The following is a 17,179-nucleotide window of genomic DNA, read 5'->3' as shown; positions in this document are numbered from 1 at the left end:
TGCATTTTGTTGATTGTCTCACCTTTTGGGTGAAATTGGTGTTAATGATTTTTCAGGGCTATTTGGAGTAATGAAAGCTGTAATTCTGTTGTCTGGGGGATTGGATTCTTCTACGGTTCTCTACCAAGCTAGGGCTGATGGTTGTGAATGTTACGCCATTTCTTTTGATTACCAGCAGCGTCACCGTAGAGAGTTAGAATCGGCAATGCTGGTGGCCAAATCTGCGGGAGTCGTTGAACATCAGGTAGTGAATTTTGATTTACGGCTCTGGGGTGGTTCTGCTTTGACGGATAATGCGATCGCTCTACCTCAAGCCCGTTCCCTAGATGAAATGTCACAAAATATTCCTGTCACTTATGTACCTGCTCGGAATACTATCTTTTTAAGCTTTGCCTTGGGCTATGCTGAGGCGATCGCAGCAGAACGGGTCTATATTGGTGTTAATGCTTTAGATTATTCTGGCTATCCAGATTGTCGTCCTGATTACATCCAAGCGATGCAAGAAGTTTTTCGCTTAGGAACAAAACAAGGACGTGAAGGACAACCAATTAACATTGTTGCACCGCTAGTTGATTTGAAAAAAACGGAAATTATCCAACTTGGTAATCAGTTGGGAGTACCTTGGAAGTTAACTTGGTCTTGTTATGCTGGTGGTGAAAAGGCTTGTGGTGTTTGTGATTCTTGTCGGTTGCGATTAGCGGCTTTTGAGCAGTTGGGATTAAAAGATCCTGTTGATTATCAATTGACAATTGATAATTGACAATTGTTTTATTCAAGTTTTAAAACCTCCCCTTTGAAAGGTAAACAAAAAACCAATTCTGATTCTTCAATCCTCTCCGTTGAAAGAAGAGATAATGGTCAATTTTCCATTGTCAAGCGTCTAATTTGAATTTGGTGCAAGCGTGGACCGATAACGGATACTATGGTAAATTCCAAATTATCGTAGTGGAAAATTTCACCTTTAGCGGGGATTTTTTGCCACTGGTAAAGTACAAATCCACCCAATGTTTGATATTCTCTCGTTAAGGGCAAATTGAGGTGTAAGACTTCATTTACTTCTGCTAAATTAATCTGTGCTTGCACTAAAAATGTTTGCTTGTCCAACATTTGAATTAGCAAACCATCATTACTTTCTGGTTCATCTGCATGACCAATAATTTCGGCAATTACATCTTGGATTGTTACTAGTCCCACCGTACCGCCAAACTCATTTACTACAATCACCATCGCTGGTTTTTCCTGCTGCATCATTGGCAGAAGTTCACTCAAAAGAGTTTGTTCTGGAACAAAGCGAGACTGACGCATCCAAGGTTGAATTTGTGTGTCTAAATTCAGTTTCCCTGTAGCTAAAGGTTGTGCTAAATCTTGAAAGTAAACTATACCGAGAATGTCGTCTAAAGATTCACCAATAATCGGATAACGGGAATGACCGGTGGAAGTCATTTCCTGGAGTAATTCGAGGAAACTAGCATTTTCTGGTAAAGCAATAATACTAGTACGGGGAATCATCACATCTTCGGCGGTTATATCCCCAAATTCAAAAACATTATTCAGTAATTCTCGCTCTGATGACTCTAAACCCGTAGATTCTCTTTCTGTAGAGATGATTAATTGTAATTCTTCTGGAGTTACAGGAGGTCGCCAGCTTTGACCTGTATATTCAATTCCAAATAATCGCAATAGGTAACCAGTGGATTGGTTGAGAATCCAAATTACAGGACTGAAAAAACGGACTATGGCTTTAACCGAAGGTCCCAAAAATCTGGCCAGTTGTTCTGAATACAACATAGCCACTGATTTAGGAAATAATTCCCCTAAAACAATTTGTAAATAAGCAATTAAAAAAAAGGTAATGGGAACTGAAAGAGAATGGGCAAGAACATTATTTAAACTGATGGGTAAGGGCAAAGATTTTAACCATGCTTCCATCAGCACTACAATCGTATTTTCGCCAATCCAACCTAGAGCCAAACTAGATAAAGTAATACCTAATTGAGCAGTAGATAGCAACCTGTCAATACTACGTTGTAACATTTCCACTGCGATCGCAGGTATGTCACCAGCCTGAACTAACTGATGGATACGAGTGCGTCGTACTGTCACCATTGAAAATTCAGCCGTGACAAAAAAAGCATTAATCGCTATCAATAGAAGCACTGACAACAATCTCAAACCCACATCTGTCCAAATTAACTGAGGAATACCACTCACTGCAAACGCTCGTGTACAACATTTCTGGTCGATAATAAAACGCTAACAATAGCATTTTTATTTTTCCACAGGAATATCGGACACTTGTAATTTCAGTTTTTGAGCAGGATAATCTGTGAGCGCCAGGGAAATGCTACTCACATCATCAAGTAAAGCGGTGGGAATGCTGACTGTACCTGTGAATGTCTGACCCTTTGCTGGTAATTCTGCGGGTAAACCTTCTGTAATTGCGCTCAGGGTTCTGCCTTTATCATCTGTGACATCCAAAAAACTATATAAAAACCGCACAGATTCAGCGCCTTGATTTTGCATTTTTACTTTTAACAATAGATCACCACCAGAGTAGCGAACTGATTGTACAGACAATGTAACATCCTCACTCTCAGCCACAACAGGAAAGCCTGGTTGCAGTTTTTCTTCTGGCTCTTTTTCTGGCTTTTCTGCGGCTTTAGGCTTTTGGGTAGTTATTTCTTCTTCTTCTTCTGTTTTTTTCGTTGTGCTGGCATTTTTTTGATTATCCATGCGCGATTTGACAGTTTTAATAATATCTTCTTCCTTTAATAAGGTGATTCCTCCTGCCTGTTGAGGGTTATTAGTCTTGTTGCTGGCAAATTTACTTGCAGGACGACCATCTGGTGAGGTGACACCCTTGAGAGCAGAACTTCCCATCGAAAACCCTAAAAATGCGCTCACAGAACCTGCTCCCAACATTAGGGTTAACAAAATCAACGTCAAAATTACAGTGGAATTTATTTTCATTGCTGACAGGCTATTACAAACTAACAATATTTTATTTACAAGTTGAAAAAGGCAAAAGGCAGGAGTCAGGAGTGAGAAGAAAAAAATATTTCCCCATTTGCTGGACAAAACTCCCCCAAACCCTGTTTTCAGTCAAATTCTAAAACATGAGAAATTTTTTTAAATTCTGCACAGGTTGTAAAATTATGCTATAATTGTAGACGTGCATTTGTCTAAAAGTCTAAAATAACTGATTGCAGCTAAAATAACCATAAAGATTTAGCATTTCAGCTTAAGTAGACAAAACTAAAATGTAGCACAACAAGCGCCTTTGGCCGATTGGGGAGGCAACGAACTCATAATTCGTCTTCAGGCTGGTTCGATTCCAGCAGGGCGCATTTAGTCAAAAATATAGATGTAGTAACGGTTTTGGACTGGGAGAGTATTTGCTTTCTTTCAATTCAAACTATTTTATCATGCTCACGCGAGTCAGTGAAGTAGATACTACTCATCCTAGGTTCGTTTATCATGCATCCTTTTGGGGGTTAAAATTTATTTCTGCACTTTCACGTAAACCTTATTAGTTTTTATTCTTACTTCATAGCATTGAAGAAAAATATCAGGAATAGTTAAGCATTTACCTGTCGTTAAATCATACTGAAACTGATGTGAGGCACAGGTAATAATGCCATTTTCTACCTTACCCTTATCTAAGAAAAAGCCTAAATGAGAACAAGCATTACGATAACAGCTTATATAAACGCCTTGTTTGTGCAGTATGAGGTTATGATTTTCAACTCTCACTGCTAATACATTATTTTCAGGAATTTCATTGACATTCGCTACTCCTATCCAATAGGGATCTGTGGAAATAGGATTAGGTGTAGCATTATGACTATTCTGAATAGCAACTATATTGATAATTTCTGGACAATGTTTTTTAATGCTTTGTTCTACCAAATGACTTAAAGTTAAAGTAGAACTAGCACAATTACTACAACTACCAATTAATTTAATTTCCACTGTATCTGGTGGTTTAATAGCTACTAATTCCACATCCCCATCATGGCTTTGTAAACTAGGACGAATTTCAGCTAATGCTGTTTGAATCCGTTCTGATAATGGTGGTTTAACTAAATTGTGATATAGCAAAACTGCATAAACAATTTCATCATCTACCGCATGACGTAAAGCCGATATATTTTCGGATTTTAGGCTTTTAATTAAATTAGTTAATGCCGCTTTATGAAGAGATTCAATAGCACGTTGTAACCCCACAGCCACACAACGCTGACTTTCATCCCATTCAGAAATAATAGCTTCAAATCTTTGAATATCAGCAATCAAATCATTTAAATTATCCATAAATTATCTGTGTTTATCTGCGTGAATCTGCGGTTCATAATAATTCAATCCCCCAGAAAAATCTGTAGGGATTGATAACTTTCAATTTCCCATCTATTCAGACTCATTTCATTCTAAAATCTTTGAGCAGAAAAGGCATCATTCCACCTGTAATTACGCTGGATGCAGTGATGGGAATACACAGAGGAATTTCTAGCTGTGCCAATAATACTAATAACAGCGTACCGACACCACTAGCAATAGTAATTTGACGGACAAAATACAGAGGGTCACGAAATAGTTTACCCTTCAAAAATAACTTTAAGGAAACCCAGCCAAGTTGCAACATATAAATCTCCTAGTAGTTAGATAATAAATTAATCATAAATAAACCCAAAAGAATTGCTGGAATCACACCAGCGGGAGCAAATAAACTGCCAATTGTCGCAGCAAATTGATAGCCTATATCCTTACCTGCTAGGAACATTCCACTAATTGCACCACCAATCATGGATAAGAATAAAGATATAATTAACCAAGTGAATGCAGACTGAAAATTTAATTCTGTGTTTAAACTGTGTAGAAAATCTCTAAAAATCGGGTCATTGATAAATTCCAACATTGTAATTCTCCTCATAGAATTAGTAACTACGCAAACTAAGCCTGATTAGCAGGACTATAGTTATCAATTGAAAACGCTAATGGCTTGAATTTCTGCTTGCAAATCTTGTAGGGCTTTGGCTACAATTTCGGCTTGTTCTGTCTGGTGATGTGCGGTGAATATTTGCCAAGCTTCTTGATAATAAGCTTGTGCTTTTAACAAATTTTGTGGATTCCCTAACTCTGGCTTTTCGGGATGATCAGGTAAGTTGAAAAGGGCGTTAGCTTTGTTAGAAATTGTGTTAGCATATTCTAACGGTGTATCTCTAGCATTCCGTACTTTTAAAGCTTCGTCGTAAGCAGCAATAGCCCGCAAGTTATTCTCTACCGGATGGGAACTAATTAAATATTGCAAAGCATTACCTAAGTTATTTTGCAACATTGCATATTCCCTGGGATGGTCAATGAGGTTAATATGTTTGAGTGCAACTTCAAAGGACTGCACAGCTAACCCTTGACGTAAATATTCTCGTTCTGATGCCATTGGCATAGAAAGATAGGCGATCGCAATATTATTATATAAAATCGCGTATTCCTGGGGGTAATCTTGCCAAGTAAACACCCGCAAAGCTTCATGATAGGCTTGAATACTATCAGTGATTCTTGCTAAATTGTAGGGAACTAATGACTGTAAAACTAACCCCAAATTCATCTGGGCTTCTGCTACTTCTTCTGGTGTAGCATATTTTTGTAAAATTTCTAATGCTTCCTCATAATCGACTTTTGATTGTTGTAGTAATTGAGGTGTAGAATCGGGACTAATTTGTAAGATTCCCGCCATGCCTATTTTAGTGCGTGCTTTTAGCAAAGGATAGTCATCACCACACATTTGATAGGCGTGATAAAATAGCCCCATTGCATTCCGTAAATCTTGAGAATTTTTCGGTTTCTTTTGAAAACCTTGGGCTATTTCTATCAGCATTTGGATTTTTTCCTCTGCTGTCGCTGACTCAGAAGATATGGCAGCAATAGCCGCTTTGACGGCGGAATCTGTAATACTAGGAGTTATATTTGGCATACTCTAGCCAGTTGGGGAATTTAGTCGTGAACTACCGCACACGCGCGGTAACAAGGCTGGTTTACGCAAGTTTCGAGATTCCCCAATCTCACATTTTTTCATCTTGAACAATTTGGAAGATGAAACACAGAGAAGCTAAAGAGCAAAATTCACAGGTATTTTTACCTAAAAAATTAATGGATGCTCCTTGATTCACCAAAATCAATCTTTATCACTATAAAGCAATCCATTGATAAAATTCTAGAGGGAAATTACCAATATCAATTTTTGTTTTAATTAATTTTTAGTTGACAACTTTGCTTTTGGTATCTTTAATTTTACCAATTAGCCAGAAATTGGACAAATGACAGACTAAATTATATATTATTTTCTTGATTATATCATCAAAATTAGATTTTTATTTTTGAGGTTTTTTTTAACGCAGAGGTACACAGAGGTAGGCGCAGAGGTTCGCAGAGGAGATGACAGAGGTTAATCTCCAGGATACTAAATTTTTTCTAAAAAATTTAATTGATTTAAACATTACTTTAATTTATTATAAAATAATCTATATGGATCAATAGGTGAAACTTTCCATATTTTTTTGAACAGCGACAGTTGGTAAGTTAATCATGTTGCTATTTTTCCTGCGTATCTCTTCATCAACAAGGACGGAATAATCCTCTTTATCTCGCTACATCAACAACAGAAACATACATAGCCAATGACTAATGTACTGTGGCTTCAAGGTGGTGCTTGTTCTGGCAACACCATGTCATTTCTCAACGCCGAAGAACCGACAGCTTGCGATTTAATTGCTGATTTTGGGATTAAAATTCTTTGGCATCCTTCCCTGGGTTTAGAACTAGGTGATAATTTACAAACCTTACTTTGGGAATGCGTTTTAGGTAAGACTCCTTTGGATATTTTGGTATTTGAAGGTAGTGTTGTTAATGCTCCCAATGGTACAGGAGAATGGAATAGATTTGCTGACCGTCCAATGAAGGATTGGTTAACAGATTTATCCCAAGCTGCTAAATTTATTGTGGCGGTGGGAGATTGTGCAACTTGGGGAGGAATTCCTGCTATGTCACCCAACCCCAGCGACTCTAAAGGACTGCAATTTCTCAAACGAGAAGAAGGTGGTTTTTTAGGTAAAGATTTTGTCAGCAAAGCTGGTTTACCTGTCATTAATATTCCCGGTTGTCCCGCACATCCTGACTGGATAACGCAGATATTAGTGGCGATCGCCACTGGACGCATAGATGATATAGTTCTCGATGAACTCCATCGTCCCCAAACTTTCTTCAATACTTACACCCAAACCGGTTGTACTCGCAATATTCACTTTGCTTACAAAGCTACAACGGCTGAGTTTGGACAACGCAAAGGTTGTCTATTCTACGACTTAGGTTGTCGTGGACCTATGACCCATTCTTCCTGTAACCGCATTCTCTGGAACCGCGTCTCATCAAAAACCCGCGCTGGAATGCCCTGTTTAGGTTGCACAGAACCAGAATTCCCCTTCCATGACCTCAAACCAGGAACGGTATTTAAAACCCAAACTGTGATGGGTGTTCCTAAAGAAATACCCCCCGGAGTCAACCACAAAGATTATGCAGTCCTCACCGTTGTTGCTAAAGATGCAGCACCAAAATGGGCAGATGAAGACTTTTTTACTGTTTAGTCAGTGGTCATTAGTCATTAGTGTCATTAGTTAGTTACCTTTTGCCTCTTGCCTCTTGCCTTTTGCCTATTCCCTTATTCCCTATTCCCCATTCTCTATTCCCTATTCCCTTTAATTATGCCAATTCAAACCTTAGATATTTCTCCCGTTGGTAGAGTCGAAGGCGATTTAGATGTCCGTGTCGAAATTGAAGACGGATATGTTACAAATGCCTGGACTCATGCTGAACTTTTTCGCGGATTTGAAATTATTTTACGTGGCAAAGATCCCCAAGCTGGTTTAATTGTTACTCCTAGAATTTGTGGAATTTGTGGCGGTTCTCATTTAAGTTCTGCATCTTGGGCATTAGATACTGCTTGGGGAACGGAAGTTCCTAGAAATGCAATTTTGGCGAGAAATTTAGGTCAAATTGTGGAAACAATCCAAAGCATTCCACGCTATTTTTATGGATTGTTTGCCATTGATTTAACTAATAAAAATTATCGCCGTAGTCATTTTTATGATGAAGCGTGTCGGCGCTTTGCTGCTTTTACAGGTAAATCCTATGAAATTGGTGTGACAATTTCTGCTAAACCTGTGGAAATTTACGCTTTATTAGGTGGACAATGGCCGCACAGCAGTTATATGGAAATAAATTAGGGAATTGCTTATATAGCAAGGATTTCTGAGAATAGGTGTAATTATTCCCTGGTTTTTCCTTAAATGAGGCAATAAAACCACCTCAGCCATATCATAAGTCCATTTATTTTTATCTACTAACAGCTATTTGGTGTTTTCAGACGTTACCTAATTTTTCCCTAAACATAAATTGGCAATTTAGCGATCGCATAACTATGGTAAATTTTTAGTAAGCAAAGAATAATCCCATCTACCCATCCTCTTTTAATCTTCTTCCTTATTATGAATTTCAAACGATGGCAGGAACTCAAGCAAATCCTCACGGAAGAAAAAGATTTGTCTAACATCTGGTCATATTACATGGATCATTTTGGAGATCATCCCAAATTCATCAACTTGGGTCAACCTGTTCAGAATCAATATATAGATGCAGTTGTCAAAAAAACCTGTCAACAACTATTTGGTCAAAACGTCAAAATTACCAATTCTCTCCTCATCCATATTCCCCGACATCAATTTTTTCATGGACCATTCCAAGCAAGTGGACGAATTGGTGGTGTGATTTTCTTTGAGGATATTAAAGTCGGTTTAATGGCTGTTTCCGCACAGTTTCCTCCAACTAGTGAGGTGAAATATTCTCGGTTTACCGAAGTAATGGATCTATCACCACCAACAGGTCATGATTTAAATTGAAGGGATAAAGTTGGATATGGAAATTTATTAACCCTTCCTGCATCAACCCAATCCCAAAATCGTCTAAACTAAAAGTATCCGCTAACTGCTAAAATCATGATGTCTCGCTGGTTTAATATTGCAGGTCCCTGTGAAGACGATATCCACTATATGCTATCTCCAACAATACGATTACCAGATTTGGAGGAGCTAATCCAACAGCGTAGTTATTTTGTCCTTCATGCACCGCGACAAACAGGGAAAACCACAGCAATGTTAGCCCTAGCACAGCAACTTACCGCTACAGGAAGTTATGCAGCAGTGATGGTATCAGCAGAAGTAGGAAGTGCATTTAATCATGATCCTGATGCAGCAGAATTAGCAATTTTAGGAATTTGGCGAAATACAATTGAGGATAGCTTACCCCCAGAACTACAACCCCAAACTTGGGTTTATAATGTTCCTGGACAGAGAATTGCTGAAAATTTAAGAGCTTGGTCAAAAGCTATAAATCATCCGATAGTATTATTTATAGATGAAATTGATTCTTTACAAGACCAAACATTAATTACAGTTTTACGACAATTAAGAGATGGTTTTCCTAAACGTCCAGAAAATTTTCCTTCATCGGTAGGATTAATTGGTTTAAGAGATGTGCGAGATTATAAAGTGGCATCGGGTGGTAGTGACAGATTAAATACATCCAGTCCTTTTAATATTAAAGTTAGTTCTATTACTATGCGAAATTTTAATATTGAAGAAGTGGGAGAATTATATCAACAACATACAGCAGCAACAGGACAAATTTTCACACCAGAAGCTATAGAGACAGCTTTTGATTTAACCCAAGGACAACCTTGGTTAGTGAATGCTTTGGCTAAAGAAGTTGTAGAAAAAATGGTTAAAGATAGAAATATTGCAATTACAAAAGAACATATTTTAAAAGCAAAAGAAATATTAATTGCCCGTCAAGATACTCATTTAGATAGTTTAGCTGAAAGGTTACGAGAACCAAGGATAAAAGCAATTATCGAGCCAATGTTAGCAGGTTTGGAATTGGGGGATATACCTAATGATGATATTCAATTTGTGATTGATTTGGGATTATGTAAAATGCACCCCTACGGAGGTTTAACTATTGCTAATCCCATTTATCGGGAAGTTTTACCCAGGGTTTTAACAGTCACACCAATGGCTTCTTTACCAATGATTGCACCAACTTGGTTAACCCCGGAAGGAGAGTTAAATATAGATGCTTTATTAACTGCATTTCTCAAGTTTTGGCGACAACATGGAGAACCATTATTAGGTAGCACTGGCTATCATGAAATTGCACCGCATATAGTATTAATGGCTTTTTTACATCGTGTTGTTAATGGTGGAGGAACTTTGGAACGGGAATATGCAATTGGTAGCGACAGAATGGATTTATGTCTGCGTTATAAAGATGTCACTTTGGGTATTGAGTTAAAGGTATGGAGAGATAAAAAACGCGATCCGCAAGATGATGGAATTGAACAGTTAGAATCTTATTTAGGGCGTTTGGGGTTAGATTTTGGTTGGTTATTTGTGTTTGATAGAAGGAAAAATGCCTTACCAATGGAAGAACGTTTATCAACTGAGGTTGTGGTGACGGAAAATCAACGTAGGATTACTGTGATTCGGGCTTGAGTGTGTTGATAATGAGCAGCTATGCGGAGTTAAGGAAATAAAGTTTAACGGTGAAGTTATGCTACACGGTTAGTCTCCGCTAATTTCTACCAATGTTTCGCCAGCAGCTAAAAGTTCTAAAGCTCTGGGTAAGGTTGCGCTCAGAATTTCACGCAACTGAGCATTTGAGGTATTGCCACAAGTCAGCCAAATAATTTGTGGAGGTGAACCAAGGCGCTCAACCAAATCTACAAAATCGCTGTCTTTAGTCATTACAATGGCTTCCTGAGCTTTTGCAGCTTCAAAAATTTCTGGATCTTCTGCATCTCTTAGTCCAAGATCACGCAAAGCCACAGCTTTAATCTCAAATGTACTACTAATCCAGGTAGCAATTGCCGGAGATAAATGTGCATCAACCCAAATTGTCATGCTACTAAAACTGGGTGATTAAGTTTACGAGAAGCATACAGAAGTGAGGCTTTCAGATCATCCGCTTCTAGATCAGGCATTTCCTCTAAAATTTCTTCTGCACTTAGACCGGCTGCAAGTAGATCCAGTACATCTGATACCCGGATTCTCATTCCTCTAATACAGGGACGACCACCGCATTGGCGAGGATTAACAGTAATTCTTTCCAGTAAGGTTTTCATACAACACAGTTTCTTTCACCTTCCAATCCTATCAATAAATTTTCTGGCTATCATCTCTGGCTAAATTTTTCTTCCCTGTTTCATTGGGTGTAACCAGATATTTGAATAGTGATCGCTTTTCTCAAAGATGTTTAATGGACTCGTTAGACCGTACCTCATAGATCGCTGATGATCAATGTATTCGAGTTTTCAGTATTCGAGTTTTCAATCTCTAAACGTCGGCTGATGATTTCGACTTTATCAGCATGAAATTATTATTTGATATGAAAACTTATCTCCTAAATTATCCACCCGTTTGAGCGATATTTTTCCAGGTTCGCTTCATGTATGGCTTACGCCACGCTTCGCTATCGGGATGTAGGCATGAAAGCAACAATAGACCCAATAGTTTGGAATTATGCAAAAGATAATGATTTGATGATCGTCTCGAAAGATGCTGATATGCACGATTTGAGTTTAGTGTTTGGGAATCCCCCAAAAGTCATCTGGCTTAGACTTGGAAACTGTTCTACCTTACAAGTTGAAAATTTACTGCGTAGGGAGTTCAGCACGATCAAATTATTTTATGAAGATGAAAATTCATCATTGCTTGCCCTTTCATAATCGCACTAAAAAATTGGAACTACGTTCAAGTAATCAGGTGCGTGACATTCCATTAACACACCCTACAAGATAGGCGATTATTAATAATTTGTTAGGCTTATTGACCTCGCCCTGGCTTACAGTCGGCAAAACTTAATGCTTCTGTGTCTAAAAAACTAGCGATCGCCATTTCAATAATTGCTTCAACGGGATAATCAATTTCAGTAGCACGAGAAATCAAGGCATCCTGAATCCATTCTGGTAAGTGTTTTAAAATAATTTCCGCATCATCGGACGAAATTTGCTCAGAAAGTTTCACTTGCATGGTTTAGGACTCCATAGGAATTTTAACGTTATATGGTGGCTCAGTTGCTCTCAAAATGATCGCCTCTAGTTCTAATAGTAGCTCAGGGTTTTTCGAGTAAGGTATTGTCTGCACCGCAATTCTTACATCTTCACTTTTATATTGATCGAGCCAAGCCCACAATTTGGCGAATGTATTGTAAAATGAGATTTTTTAGGAGGTGCTGTTTCTGAATGATTTTTTACCGGATGATTTAGCCATTGCCGAAATTCATCAAGCAATTGGTAATCTTGTCATTCGATTTCCATTACTTCATTGCCAAGAGTGTGCTAAGACACTCAAACAGTGGCTAAAACAACGTAAAATTCCTGGTAAAGTTTGGCGACTTTCGACTATATACGACAATGAAGATTTTATTTTGAGCGATCGCCTAGAAAAACAAGGTTGCTTTGAAACTATTACGGAAAATGGCGTTCATTACGGTGTTGAAGTTTTTGGCAAAATTTTCGACAATCTTTCCCCACAAGGACTATAGCCAGATAACTGGATTAGAGATTTTACTTCTCTATCTAATGAGTTTAAAATAGAAGTAATAGAAGAATTTTGAAAATTTTTAATGGAGTTAAACTCAATGAGTGCATTATTCAACTTACTAGAAAAAATTAAAACCAAACCCGGTTTATATTTGGGAACACCATCTATCAGTAATTTACGGATGTTTATTTTGGGATATCGCTTTTCTCGTTCTGAATTAGGTATTACTAATACTGAAACTGAAAGTGATTTTTATAAAAACTTTCAACCTTGGCTACAAAACCGCTTATCTATTCATACCGTTAACGCTTGGGATAAAATTATTTTACTCACCTGTATTGATGAAAAAGCTGCATTTGATTACTTTTTTCAATTACTAAATGAATTTATCCAAAGAGACAAAAGCCAGGATGTTGAACCAATTCTGGCTGAACCATCCTCTAAAAATTCTCAAAAAGCTGCCTGAAGAATAACACTGAATCTTAGTGTACTGGTTGTTTCTGTCGCAATTATTTTTTCAAATGCGATAGCAAACCGCTCTGTAGGAATCGCTTTTCTCAAAGATATTTAATGGTAAGGTTAGATGGCTAATATTTATAACTTAATTCGAGTGCATTGCAAAAGCTATTTAGTTGATTAAGCAAAGCATTATAGTAAACGTAAGCATCCTCTCGTTCATCTTGGAGAAGGGTATATAAAGTTAACTCTGGTTCTGGGGCTAGGTGATCTTTAGGGATATCTAAACCGGCTTCAGTTAAGCGGGTTGCGGCAATTGCAGCTAACAATGCCCCAATTGTATTAGATTCTCCATTGTGAAGATCATTCAGTCCAGGTAATATTATTTCTGCACCTGGTAATTCATTAAGATTCATGATTGATTTTCCTCCAGGTTATTTTCACAACGTTCAATAAATTTCTCAATTCTACTTCTAAGCATATCAGGGTTAAGAGAGGGGAATTTAAACCAGAACTCCTGTCATCTCCCCACAGATAGCTTATAATCAATGTATTATTGTATATCTCAAAGTTTAAAATATGTCACTCGCTGAGTTAATTCCTCTAGTCAATAATCTGAGTCAGTCAGACAAATTATCACTCTTCAAACTCCTAGCTGCACAAATCCCCAACGCTGAACTACAAGTTATCTTTTCTGCTTCAGAGTATCCGATTTGGTCGCCTTACGAAGCAACGGAAGCTGCAAACATCCTGATGCAGATGATTCAAGATCACCAAGAGGCATCCACTGATGGTTAGTACAGTGGAATTTCCCTTGAATGATGATGAAGCATTGCCCAAAATTCCTATCATTCTGAGTTATGCAGACTCTTCTGTTTTTGCAAATGCACTGCTAGATACTGGGTCTACTGTCAATGTCTTACCTTATGATATTGGGTTACAATTAGGCGCGATTTGGGATAATCAAACTGTCCGCTTGCCATTGGCTGGAAATCTTGCAAAAGTTGAAGCACGGGGGTTATTTGTACAAGTTCAAATTGGGAATCTTGAACCCGTTCGTCTAGCATTTGCCTGGGTACAAACCTCTAATGTACCCTTGATACTTGGGCAAACAAACTTTTTTCGAGAATTTGATGTTTGTTTTGAAAGATCGCAATCCACAATCAAAATTATCCGAGGTGATTAGCGATCGCTTTTCTCTCTGTAGGTATCGCGTAACCCACCGGATGATGTACAATATTCACATAATTGGTTATTTGTTGGGTTTCGTTTCCTCAACCCAACCTACAAGATCAGCGATCGCTTACCCATGAGATCGTAGTTAATCACAGTTAAGGAAACATAATAAAATGGAAATTGAGCAATCGCTTTTCTCTGTATCCCTTAAAATTGTAGAGTAAACAAATCTGGTCGAAATTTCTATGAGTGTCTTAATACCTGACGATATTCTTCGAGCCACAAAAATGACGGAGAATGAATTAAAGTTAGAAATTGCCATTATGCTTTATAAACAAGAAAAAATCAGTAGTGGGAAAGCTCGTGCTTGGACTGGACTAACAGTGATTGAATTTCAACATGAACTCGCTAAACGCGGACTTTGTATTAACTATGATGTGGAGGATTTTGAAGCAGATATGAAAACTTTGCAATCAATGAGGTTATTGTGATTGTTGTTAGTGATACCTCACCAATTACGAATCTAGCGGCTATTGGACAACTAAATTTGTTACACAAACTCTATACCAGCATCATTATCCCGGTAGCTGTCTATGATGAGATGGTAAATGTCGGTAAACCTGTTCCTGGTGCTATAGAGGTGAAAACTTTACCCTGGATTGAAACTCAAACAGTGACAGATCAACAACAAGTAATCACAATTCAGAAAAGTGAAGAAAACATTGATTTAGGTGAAGCTGAAGCGATCGCCCTAGCACTGGAATTAAACGCTGGTTTACTGTTGATGGATGAACGTCGGGGTCGGTTAGTGGCAACAAGCTATGGTTTACAAGTTACTGGCTTATTAGGTGTACTTATACAAGGAAAACAGAATGGGTTAATTAAGTCTGTCAAACCGCTTGTAGACCAATTGATTAAACAAGCTGATTTTCGGGTTAGTGATCAGTTGTATATGACTATTTTAGATATTACAGGTGAGTAAATTTTAATTCATAGTTGTCAATAAATAATTTAATAAGGATGGGATCGCTTCCCTCGTCGTAGGTATCGCACTTAACCCAAAACTAGAAATCTCATTTAATAATAGTTAACGAAGCACAAGAAAATGGAAGTTGAGCGATAGCGAAGCACTCCGTAGGAATCGCTTTTTGCAAAGATGTTTATTAGATTTATTGACCTCGCCCTGGCTTACAGTCGGCAAAACTTAATGCTTCTGTGTCTAAAAAACTAGCAATAGCCATTTCAATAATTGCTTCAACAGGATAATCAATTTCAGTAGCACGAGAAATCAAGGCATTCTGAATCCATTCTGGTAGGTGTTTTAAAATAATTTCCGCATCATCGGACGAAATTTGATCCGAAAGTTTTACTTGCATGGGTTAGGACTCGATATGAATTTTAACGTTATATGGTGGCTCAGTCGCTCTCAAAATTATCGCCTCTAGTTCTAATAGTAGCTCAGGGTTTTTCGAGTAAGGTATTGTCTGCACGGCAATTCTTACATCTTCACTTTTATATTGATCGAGCCAAGCCCACAAAAAAGCTTTATGTCCACCTTTAAAACGACTTCGTAAGCTTTTGGTTTTACCAATGTAAAGTAATCCCTGATATCTATGTCTAACTGCGTAAATGCCGGGACGGTCAGGAATATCGCTAAAATTTCGGCTCAAGGGTATGTTCATTTGTTACGCATAACATAACTCCAACCCTTATTAATGTAACCTTTACTTTCTCTATTTTTCCTTTTCTCAAGTGGCTTTTCTGAAAAGTCAATCAACAGTTCATCTTCTCGCTGGTAAACAGGTGCTTCATAATACTCAGCAGCGAAACGATTTAGCAGATTGTCATTTGTTAAAAACTTCTTTTCTCTATCAATAGCTGTCGCTAATATCAAAAGATCATTGATGGTATTACGAATATTACCTTTACATTTATGTTCCGATACAAATTCCGAAAATAGGCTCAATGCCTGCTCCAAAGATGATTTAGTAAGAGAGTAGCAATAATAACCACTATCAAGAATATACTTTAAGCGTCTTAAAAGATATTTCTGTTTTTGTTTGGGTAAATGAGAAATACTAAGTTTATATATGTCAATATTTTTCTCATTAATTATTTTGGAAATGGCCTCATTTCCAAATTCTCGATAAGCTGAAAACTGATTACCAAAATCAATGATTACCTGATCTGTCCGGTGATTGCCTAACCTCGCACTTTTAGGATTACTAAAATGCTCAAGAGTGTTAAAACTGTATTCTAGATGAGGATATTTAGCTGGATGAATAATATAGTAATCAGGTTGTTCTGACTCTTTAGACTGCGCTATTAAAAACTCATTAGCTGTAATTGAGTCGATTGCTAAATTTGCATCATGAAGACCTGTTTCAACGCCTTTGAACCGATATGACAATATCTGTGTATCAATAATTAAATCCACTGCTACATTTCTCCAAATACTAGAAATCTAACTATTTATTAAACGGATTATTAGACGAATCAGTTCATCAGTATTATTAACTTTTCAATTTTAGCTAAAGTTCCCCATTCCATTAAACTGCGATCGCACTAACTTGAAGCTGAGAGACGAAAAATTGCTCCAGGAGCTTCTGGAGGGTGGTTATTGCTAAAACTCTTAACTTTCCATACTCGATTATCAGCATCTTTAAAGGAGTGATAGTTAGCAGGTTCAATTCTTTTCTCATCAACTCTCAATCCGTTGATTTCATCGTAGTTGATTACTGCATGGGCATCACATCCGTCATATTTTTCAGAATAAGTACGAAGTAGAGAGCATTTTAATTCTTGATGTTTTTCTCCTGTTGTAAGAGTTACCTCCAATTTAATGTTTCTGTGATCCGTATAATTAAAGTCCTGACTCATCGAATTAATCCTTACCTAAT

At 37.6% G+C, this 17,179-nt stretch carries 25 protein-coding genes, 1 tRNA gene and 1 pseudogene; 13 read left to right on the top strand and 14 right to left on the bottom strand.

The window, feature by feature from the left end; all coding sequences use genetic code 11:
* Window positions 1-70: 70 nt before the first annotated feature.
* Window positions 71-760, top strand: a complete 690-nt coding sequence (gene queC, locus A0J48_RS05650; protein ID WP_200321139.1) for a 7-cyano-7-deazaguanine synthase QueC — start codon at window positions 71-73, stop codon at window positions 758-760.
* Window positions 761-858: 98 nt separating this feature from the next.
* On the opposite strand, the gene A0J48_RS05645 is transcribed toward queC, so the two are convergent.
* Together A0J48_RS05645 and A0J48_RS05640 are read right to left on the bottom strand one after the other, a co-directional pair.
* On the bottom strand, window positions 859-2,211 hold the full coding sequence (locus A0J48_RS05645) for a hemolysin family protein (RefSeq protein WP_200321137.1): 1,353 nt from the start codon (window positions 2,209-2,211) through the stop codon (window positions 859-861).
* A gap of 57 nt (window positions 2,212-2,268) precedes the next feature.
* Window positions 2,269-2,970 carry a hypothetical protein gene (locus A0J48_RS05640; protein ID WP_200321135.1) on the bottom strand — a complete coding sequence of 234 codons (702 nt, stop codon included), beginning with the start codon at window positions 2,968-2,970 and terminating at the stop codon, window positions 2,269-2,271.
* Window positions 2,971-3,274: 304 nt separating this feature from the next.
* Here A0J48_RS05640 and A0J48_RS05635 point away from each other — a divergent pair.
* A tRNA-Ile gene (locus A0J48_RS05635) sits at window positions 3,275-3,347 on the top strand.
* A 154-nt stretch (window positions 3,348-3,501) separates the two neighbouring features.
* Here the strand turns inward: A0J48_RS05635 and A0J48_RS05630 are convergent.
* The 4 genes from A0J48_RS05630 to A0J48_RS05615 all read right to left on the bottom strand — a co-directional run bounded on the left by A0J48_RS05630 (window position 3,502) and on the right by A0J48_RS05615 (window position 5,962).
* Window positions 3,502-4,314, bottom strand: a complete 813-nt coding sequence (locus tag A0J48_RS05630; RefSeq protein WP_200321133.1) for a NifU family protein — start codon at window positions 4,312-4,314, stop codon at window positions 3,502-3,504.
* 103 nt (window positions 4,315-4,417) lie between these two features.
* A complete protein-coding gene (locus A0J48_RS05625) occupies window positions 4,418-4,642 on the bottom strand; it encodes a hypothetical protein (RefSeq protein ID WP_200321131.1) in 225 nt (74 codons plus the stop codon).
* Window positions 4,643-4,651: 9 nt separating this feature from the next.
* Window positions 4,652-4,915: a hypothetical protein gene (locus A0J48_RS05620; protein WP_200321129.1), complete on the bottom strand. Its 264-nt coding sequence runs from the start codon at window positions 4,913-4,915 to the stop codon at window positions 4,652-4,654.
* Between the two features lie 63 nt (window positions 4,916-4,978).
* Window positions 4,979-5,962: a tetratricopeptide repeat protein gene (locus A0J48_RS05615; RefSeq protein WP_200321166.1), complete on the bottom strand. Its 984-nt coding sequence runs from the start codon at window positions 5,960-5,962 to the stop codon at window positions 4,979-4,981.
* 712 nt (window positions 5,963-6,674) lie between these two features.
* Between A0J48_RS05615 and A0J48_RS05610 the strand changes: the two genes are divergently transcribed.
* The 4 genes and pseudogenes from A0J48_RS05610 to A0J48_RS05595 all read left to right on the top strand — a co-directional run bounded on the left by A0J48_RS05610 (window position 6,675) and on the right by A0J48_RS05595 (window position 10,598).
* Window positions 6,675-7,637: a hydrogenase small subunit gene (locus A0J48_RS05610; protein ID WP_200321126.1), complete on the top strand. Its 963-nt coding sequence runs from the start codon at window positions 6,675-6,677 to the stop codon at window positions 7,635-7,637.
* A 117-nt stretch (window positions 7,638-7,754) separates the two neighbouring features.
* Window positions 7,755-8,264 (top strand): annotated as a pseudogene (locus tag A0J48_RS05605) (nickel-dependent hydrogenase large subunit); the annotation flags it as partial.
* Window positions 8,265-8,537: 273 nt separating this feature from the next.
* Window positions 8,538-8,948 carry a hypothetical protein gene (locus A0J48_RS05600; protein WP_200321124.1) on the top strand — a complete coding sequence of 137 codons (411 nt, stop codon included), beginning with the start codon at window positions 8,538-8,540 and terminating at the stop codon, window positions 8,946-8,948.
* Window positions 8,949-9,047: 99 nt separating this feature from the next.
* Window positions 9,048-10,598, top strand: coding sequence for an ATP-binding protein (locus A0J48_RS05595; protein ID WP_200321164.1), 1,551 nt, complete (start codon window positions 9,048-9,050; stop codon window positions 10,596-10,598).
* A 69-nt stretch (window positions 10,599-10,667) separates the two neighbouring features.
* On the opposite strand, the gene A0J48_RS05590 is transcribed toward A0J48_RS05595, so the two are convergent.
* Window positions 10,668-11,006: a DUF5615 family PIN-like protein gene (locus A0J48_RS05590; protein ID WP_200321122.1), complete on the bottom strand. Its 339-nt coding sequence runs from the start codon at window positions 11,004-11,006 to the stop codon at window positions 10,668-10,670.
* Window positions 11,003-11,227: a DUF433 domain-containing protein gene (locus tag A0J48_RS05585; protein ID WP_200321120.1), complete on the bottom strand. Its 225-nt coding sequence runs from the start codon at window positions 11,225-11,227 to the stop codon at window positions 11,003-11,005. Before A0J48_RS05585 ends, A0J48_RS05590 begins: the two co-directional genes overlap by 4 nt.
* A 327-nt stretch (window positions 11,228-11,554) precedes the next feature.
* On the opposite strand from A0J48_RS05585, the gene A0J48_RS05580 reads away from it, so the two are divergent.
* Complete coding sequence (locus A0J48_RS05580) at window positions 11,555-11,830, top strand: DUF5615 family PIN-like protein (RefSeq protein ID WP_234300733.1); 276 nt, start codon at window positions 11,555-11,557, stop codon at window positions 11,828-11,830.
* A 97-nt stretch (window positions 11,831-11,927) separates the two neighbouring features.
* Here A0J48_RS05580 and A0J48_RS05575 read toward each other — a convergent pair whose 3' ends face one another.
* Window positions 11,928-12,134: a hypothetical protein gene (locus A0J48_RS05575; RefSeq protein WP_194059033.1), complete on the bottom strand. Its 207-nt coding sequence runs from the start codon at window positions 12,132-12,134 to the stop codon at window positions 11,928-11,930.
* A gap of 199 nt (window positions 12,135-12,333) precedes the next feature.
* Here A0J48_RS05575 and A0J48_RS05570 point away from each other — a divergent pair, with 199 nt between their 5' ends.
* Window positions 12,334-12,648: a papain fold toxin domain-containing protein gene (locus A0J48_RS05570; protein ID WP_325078542.1), complete on the top strand. Its 315-nt coding sequence runs from the start codon at window positions 12,334-12,336 to the stop codon at window positions 12,646-12,648.
* Window positions 12,649-12,744: 96 nt separating this feature from the next.
* On the top strand, window positions 12,745-13,113 hold the full coding sequence (locus tag A0J48_RS05565) for a hypothetical protein (protein WP_200321118.1): 369 nt from the start codon (window positions 12,745-12,747) through the stop codon (window positions 13,111-13,113).
* 121 nt (window positions 13,114-13,234) lie between these two features.
* On the opposite strand, the gene A0J48_RS05560 is transcribed toward A0J48_RS05565, so the two are convergent.
* The gene (locus A0J48_RS05560) at window positions 13,235-13,519 is read right to left on the bottom strand and encodes a hypothetical protein (protein WP_200321116.1); all 285 of its coding nucleotides are present in this window, start codon (window positions 13,517-13,519) and stop codon (window positions 13,235-13,237) included.
* A gap of 163 nt (window positions 13,520-13,682) precedes the next feature.
* On the opposite strand from A0J48_RS05560, the gene A0J48_RS05555 reads away from it, so the two are divergent.
* From A0J48_RS05555 to A0J48_RS05540, 4 genes are all read left to right on the top strand, one after another.
* Window positions 13,683-13,901: a hypothetical protein gene (locus A0J48_RS05555; protein WP_200321114.1), complete on the top strand. Its 219-nt coding sequence runs from the start codon at window positions 13,683-13,685 to the stop codon at window positions 13,899-13,901.
* On the top strand, window positions 13,894-14,289 hold the full coding sequence (locus A0J48_RS05550; RefSeq protein WP_200321113.1) for an aspartyl protease family protein: 396 nt from the start codon (window positions 13,894-13,896) through the stop codon (window positions 14,287-14,289). Before A0J48_RS05555 ends, A0J48_RS05550 begins: the two co-directional genes overlap by 8 nt.
* A 235-nt stretch (window positions 14,290-14,524) precedes the next feature.
* Window positions 14,525-14,770 (top strand): UPF0175 family protein, encoded by a 246-nt coding sequence (locus A0J48_RS05545; protein ID WP_200321111.1) that lies wholly within the window; start codon window positions 14,525-14,527, stop codon window positions 14,768-14,770.
* Entirely contained in the window at window positions 14,767-15,261 is a 495-nt protein-coding gene (locus A0J48_RS05540; RefSeq protein WP_200321109.1) for a DUF3368 domain-containing protein, read from the top strand. Before A0J48_RS05545 ends, A0J48_RS05540 begins: the two co-directional genes overlap by 4 nt.
* 187 nt (window positions 15,262-15,448) lie before the next feature.
* On the opposite strand, the gene A0J48_RS05535 is transcribed toward A0J48_RS05540, so the two are convergent.
* From A0J48_RS05535 to A0J48_RS05520, 4 genes are all read right to left on the bottom strand, one after another.
* Entirely contained in the window at window positions 15,449-15,655 is a 207-nt protein-coding gene (locus tag A0J48_RS05535) for a hypothetical protein (RefSeq protein WP_200321108.1), read from the bottom strand.
* 3 nt (window positions 15,656-15,658) lie between these two features.
* Window positions 15,659-15,961: a GIY-YIG nuclease family protein gene (locus A0J48_RS05530; RefSeq protein ID WP_200321106.1), complete on the bottom strand. Its 303-nt coding sequence runs from the start codon at window positions 15,959-15,961 to the stop codon at window positions 15,659-15,661.
* Window positions 15,958-16,716, bottom strand: a complete 759-nt coding sequence (locus A0J48_RS05525; RefSeq protein WP_200321104.1) for a hypothetical protein — start codon at window positions 16,714-16,716, stop codon at window positions 15,958-15,960. The genes A0J48_RS05530 and A0J48_RS05525 overlap by 4 nt, the downstream gene beginning before the upstream one ends.
* A 128-nt stretch (window positions 16,717-16,844) precedes the next feature.
* Window positions 16,845-17,159 carry a hypothetical protein gene (locus A0J48_RS05520; RefSeq protein WP_200321102.1) on the bottom strand — a complete coding sequence of 105 codons (315 nt, stop codon included), beginning with the start codon at window positions 17,157-17,159 and terminating at the stop codon, window positions 16,845-16,847.
* Between the last annotated feature and the right edge of the window lie 20 nt (window positions 17,160-17,179).

The sequence above is a fragment of the Sphaerospermopsis aphanizomenoides BCCUSP55 genome (genome assembly GCF_001586785.1).
Classification (GTDB): domain Bacteria; phylum Cyanobacteriota; class Cyanobacteriia; order Cyanobacteriales; family Nostocaceae; genus Sphaerospermopsis_A; species Sphaerospermopsis_A aphanizomenoides_A.
Note: the sequence above shows the minus strand (reverse complement) of the source record. Positions and strands in the feature narration are given on the sequence as shown.

What these genes read in the sequence shown, in the direction of transcription:
- queC (WP_200321139.1), top strand. Translation starts at nt 71, where the DNA reads ATGAAAGCTGTAATTCTGTTGTCTGGGGGATTGGATTCTTCTACGGTT.
- A0J48_RS05640 (WP_200321135.1), bottom strand. Translation starts at nt 2,970, where the DNA reads ATGAAAATAAATTCCACTGTAATTTTGACGTTGATTTTGTTAACCCTA.
- A0J48_RS05630 (WP_200321133.1), bottom strand. Translation starts at nt 4,314, where the DNA reads ATGGATAATTTAAATGATTTGATTGCTGATATTCAAAGATTTGAAGCT.
- A0J48_RS05625 (WP_200321131.1), bottom strand. Translation starts at nt 4,642, where the DNA reads ATGTTGCAACTTGGCTGGGTTTCCTTAAAGTTATTTTTGAAGGGTAAA.
- A0J48_RS05620 (WP_200321129.1), bottom strand. Translation starts at nt 4,915, where the DNA reads ATGTTGGAATTTATCAATGACCCGATTTTTAGAGATTTTCTACACAGT.
- A0J48_RS05610 (WP_200321126.1), top strand. Translation starts at nt 6,675, where the DNA reads ATGACTAATGTACTGTGGCTTCAAGGTGGTGCTTGTTCTGGCAACACC.
- A0J48_RS05600 (WP_200321124.1), top strand. Translation starts at nt 8,538, where the DNA reads ATGAATTTCAAACGATGGCAGGAACTCAAGCAAATCCTCACGGAAGAA.
- A0J48_RS05595 (WP_200321164.1), top strand. Translation starts at nt 9,048, where the DNA reads ATGTCTCGCTGGTTTAATATTGCAGGTCCCTGTGAAGACGATATCCAC.
- A0J48_RS05590 (WP_200321122.1), bottom strand. Translation starts at nt 11,006, where the DNA reads ATGACAATTTGGGTTGATGCACATTTATCTCCGGCAATTGCTACCTGG.
- A0J48_RS05585 (WP_200321120.1), bottom strand. Translation starts at nt 11,227, where the DNA reads ATGAAAACCTTACTGGAAAGAATTACTGTTAATCCTCGCCAATGCGGT.
- A0J48_RS05580 (WP_234300733.1), top strand. Translation starts at nt 11,555, where the DNA reads ATGGCTTACGCCACGCTTCGCTATCGGGATGTAGGCATGAAAGCAACA.
- A0J48_RS05575 (WP_194059033.1), bottom strand. Translation starts at nt 12,134, where the DNA reads ATGCAAGTGAAACTTTCTGAGCAAATTTCGTCCGATGATGCGGAAATT.
- A0J48_RS05565 (WP_200321118.1), top strand. Translation starts at nt 12,745, where the DNA reads ATGAGTGCATTATTCAACTTACTAGAAAAAATTAAAACCAAACCCGGT.
- A0J48_RS05560 (WP_200321116.1), bottom strand. Translation starts at nt 13,519, where the DNA reads ATGAATCTTAATGAATTACCAGGTGCAGAAATAATATTACCTGGACTG.
- A0J48_RS05555 (WP_200321114.1), top strand. Translation starts at nt 13,683, where the DNA reads ATGTCACTCGCTGAGTTAATTCCTCTAGTCAATAATCTGAGTCAGTCA.
- A0J48_RS05550 (WP_200321113.1), top strand. Translation starts at nt 13,894, where the DNA reads ATGGTTAGTACAGTGGAATTTCCCTTGAATGATGATGAAGCATTGCCC.
- A0J48_RS05545 (WP_200321111.1), top strand. Translation starts at nt 14,525, where the DNA reads ATGAGTGTCTTAATACCTGACGATATTCTTCGAGCCACAAAAATGACG.
- A0J48_RS05535 (WP_200321108.1), bottom strand. Translation starts at nt 15,655, where the DNA reads ATGCAAGTAAAACTTTCGGATCAAATTTCGTCCGATGATGCGGAAATT.
- A0J48_RS05530 (WP_200321106.1), bottom strand. Translation starts at nt 15,961, where the DNA reads ATGAACATACCCTTGAGCCGAAATTTTAGCGATATTCCTGACCGTCCC.
- A0J48_RS05520 (WP_200321102.1), bottom strand. Translation starts at nt 17,159, where the DNA reads ATGAGTCAGGACTTTAATTATACGGATCACAGAAACATTAAATTGGAG.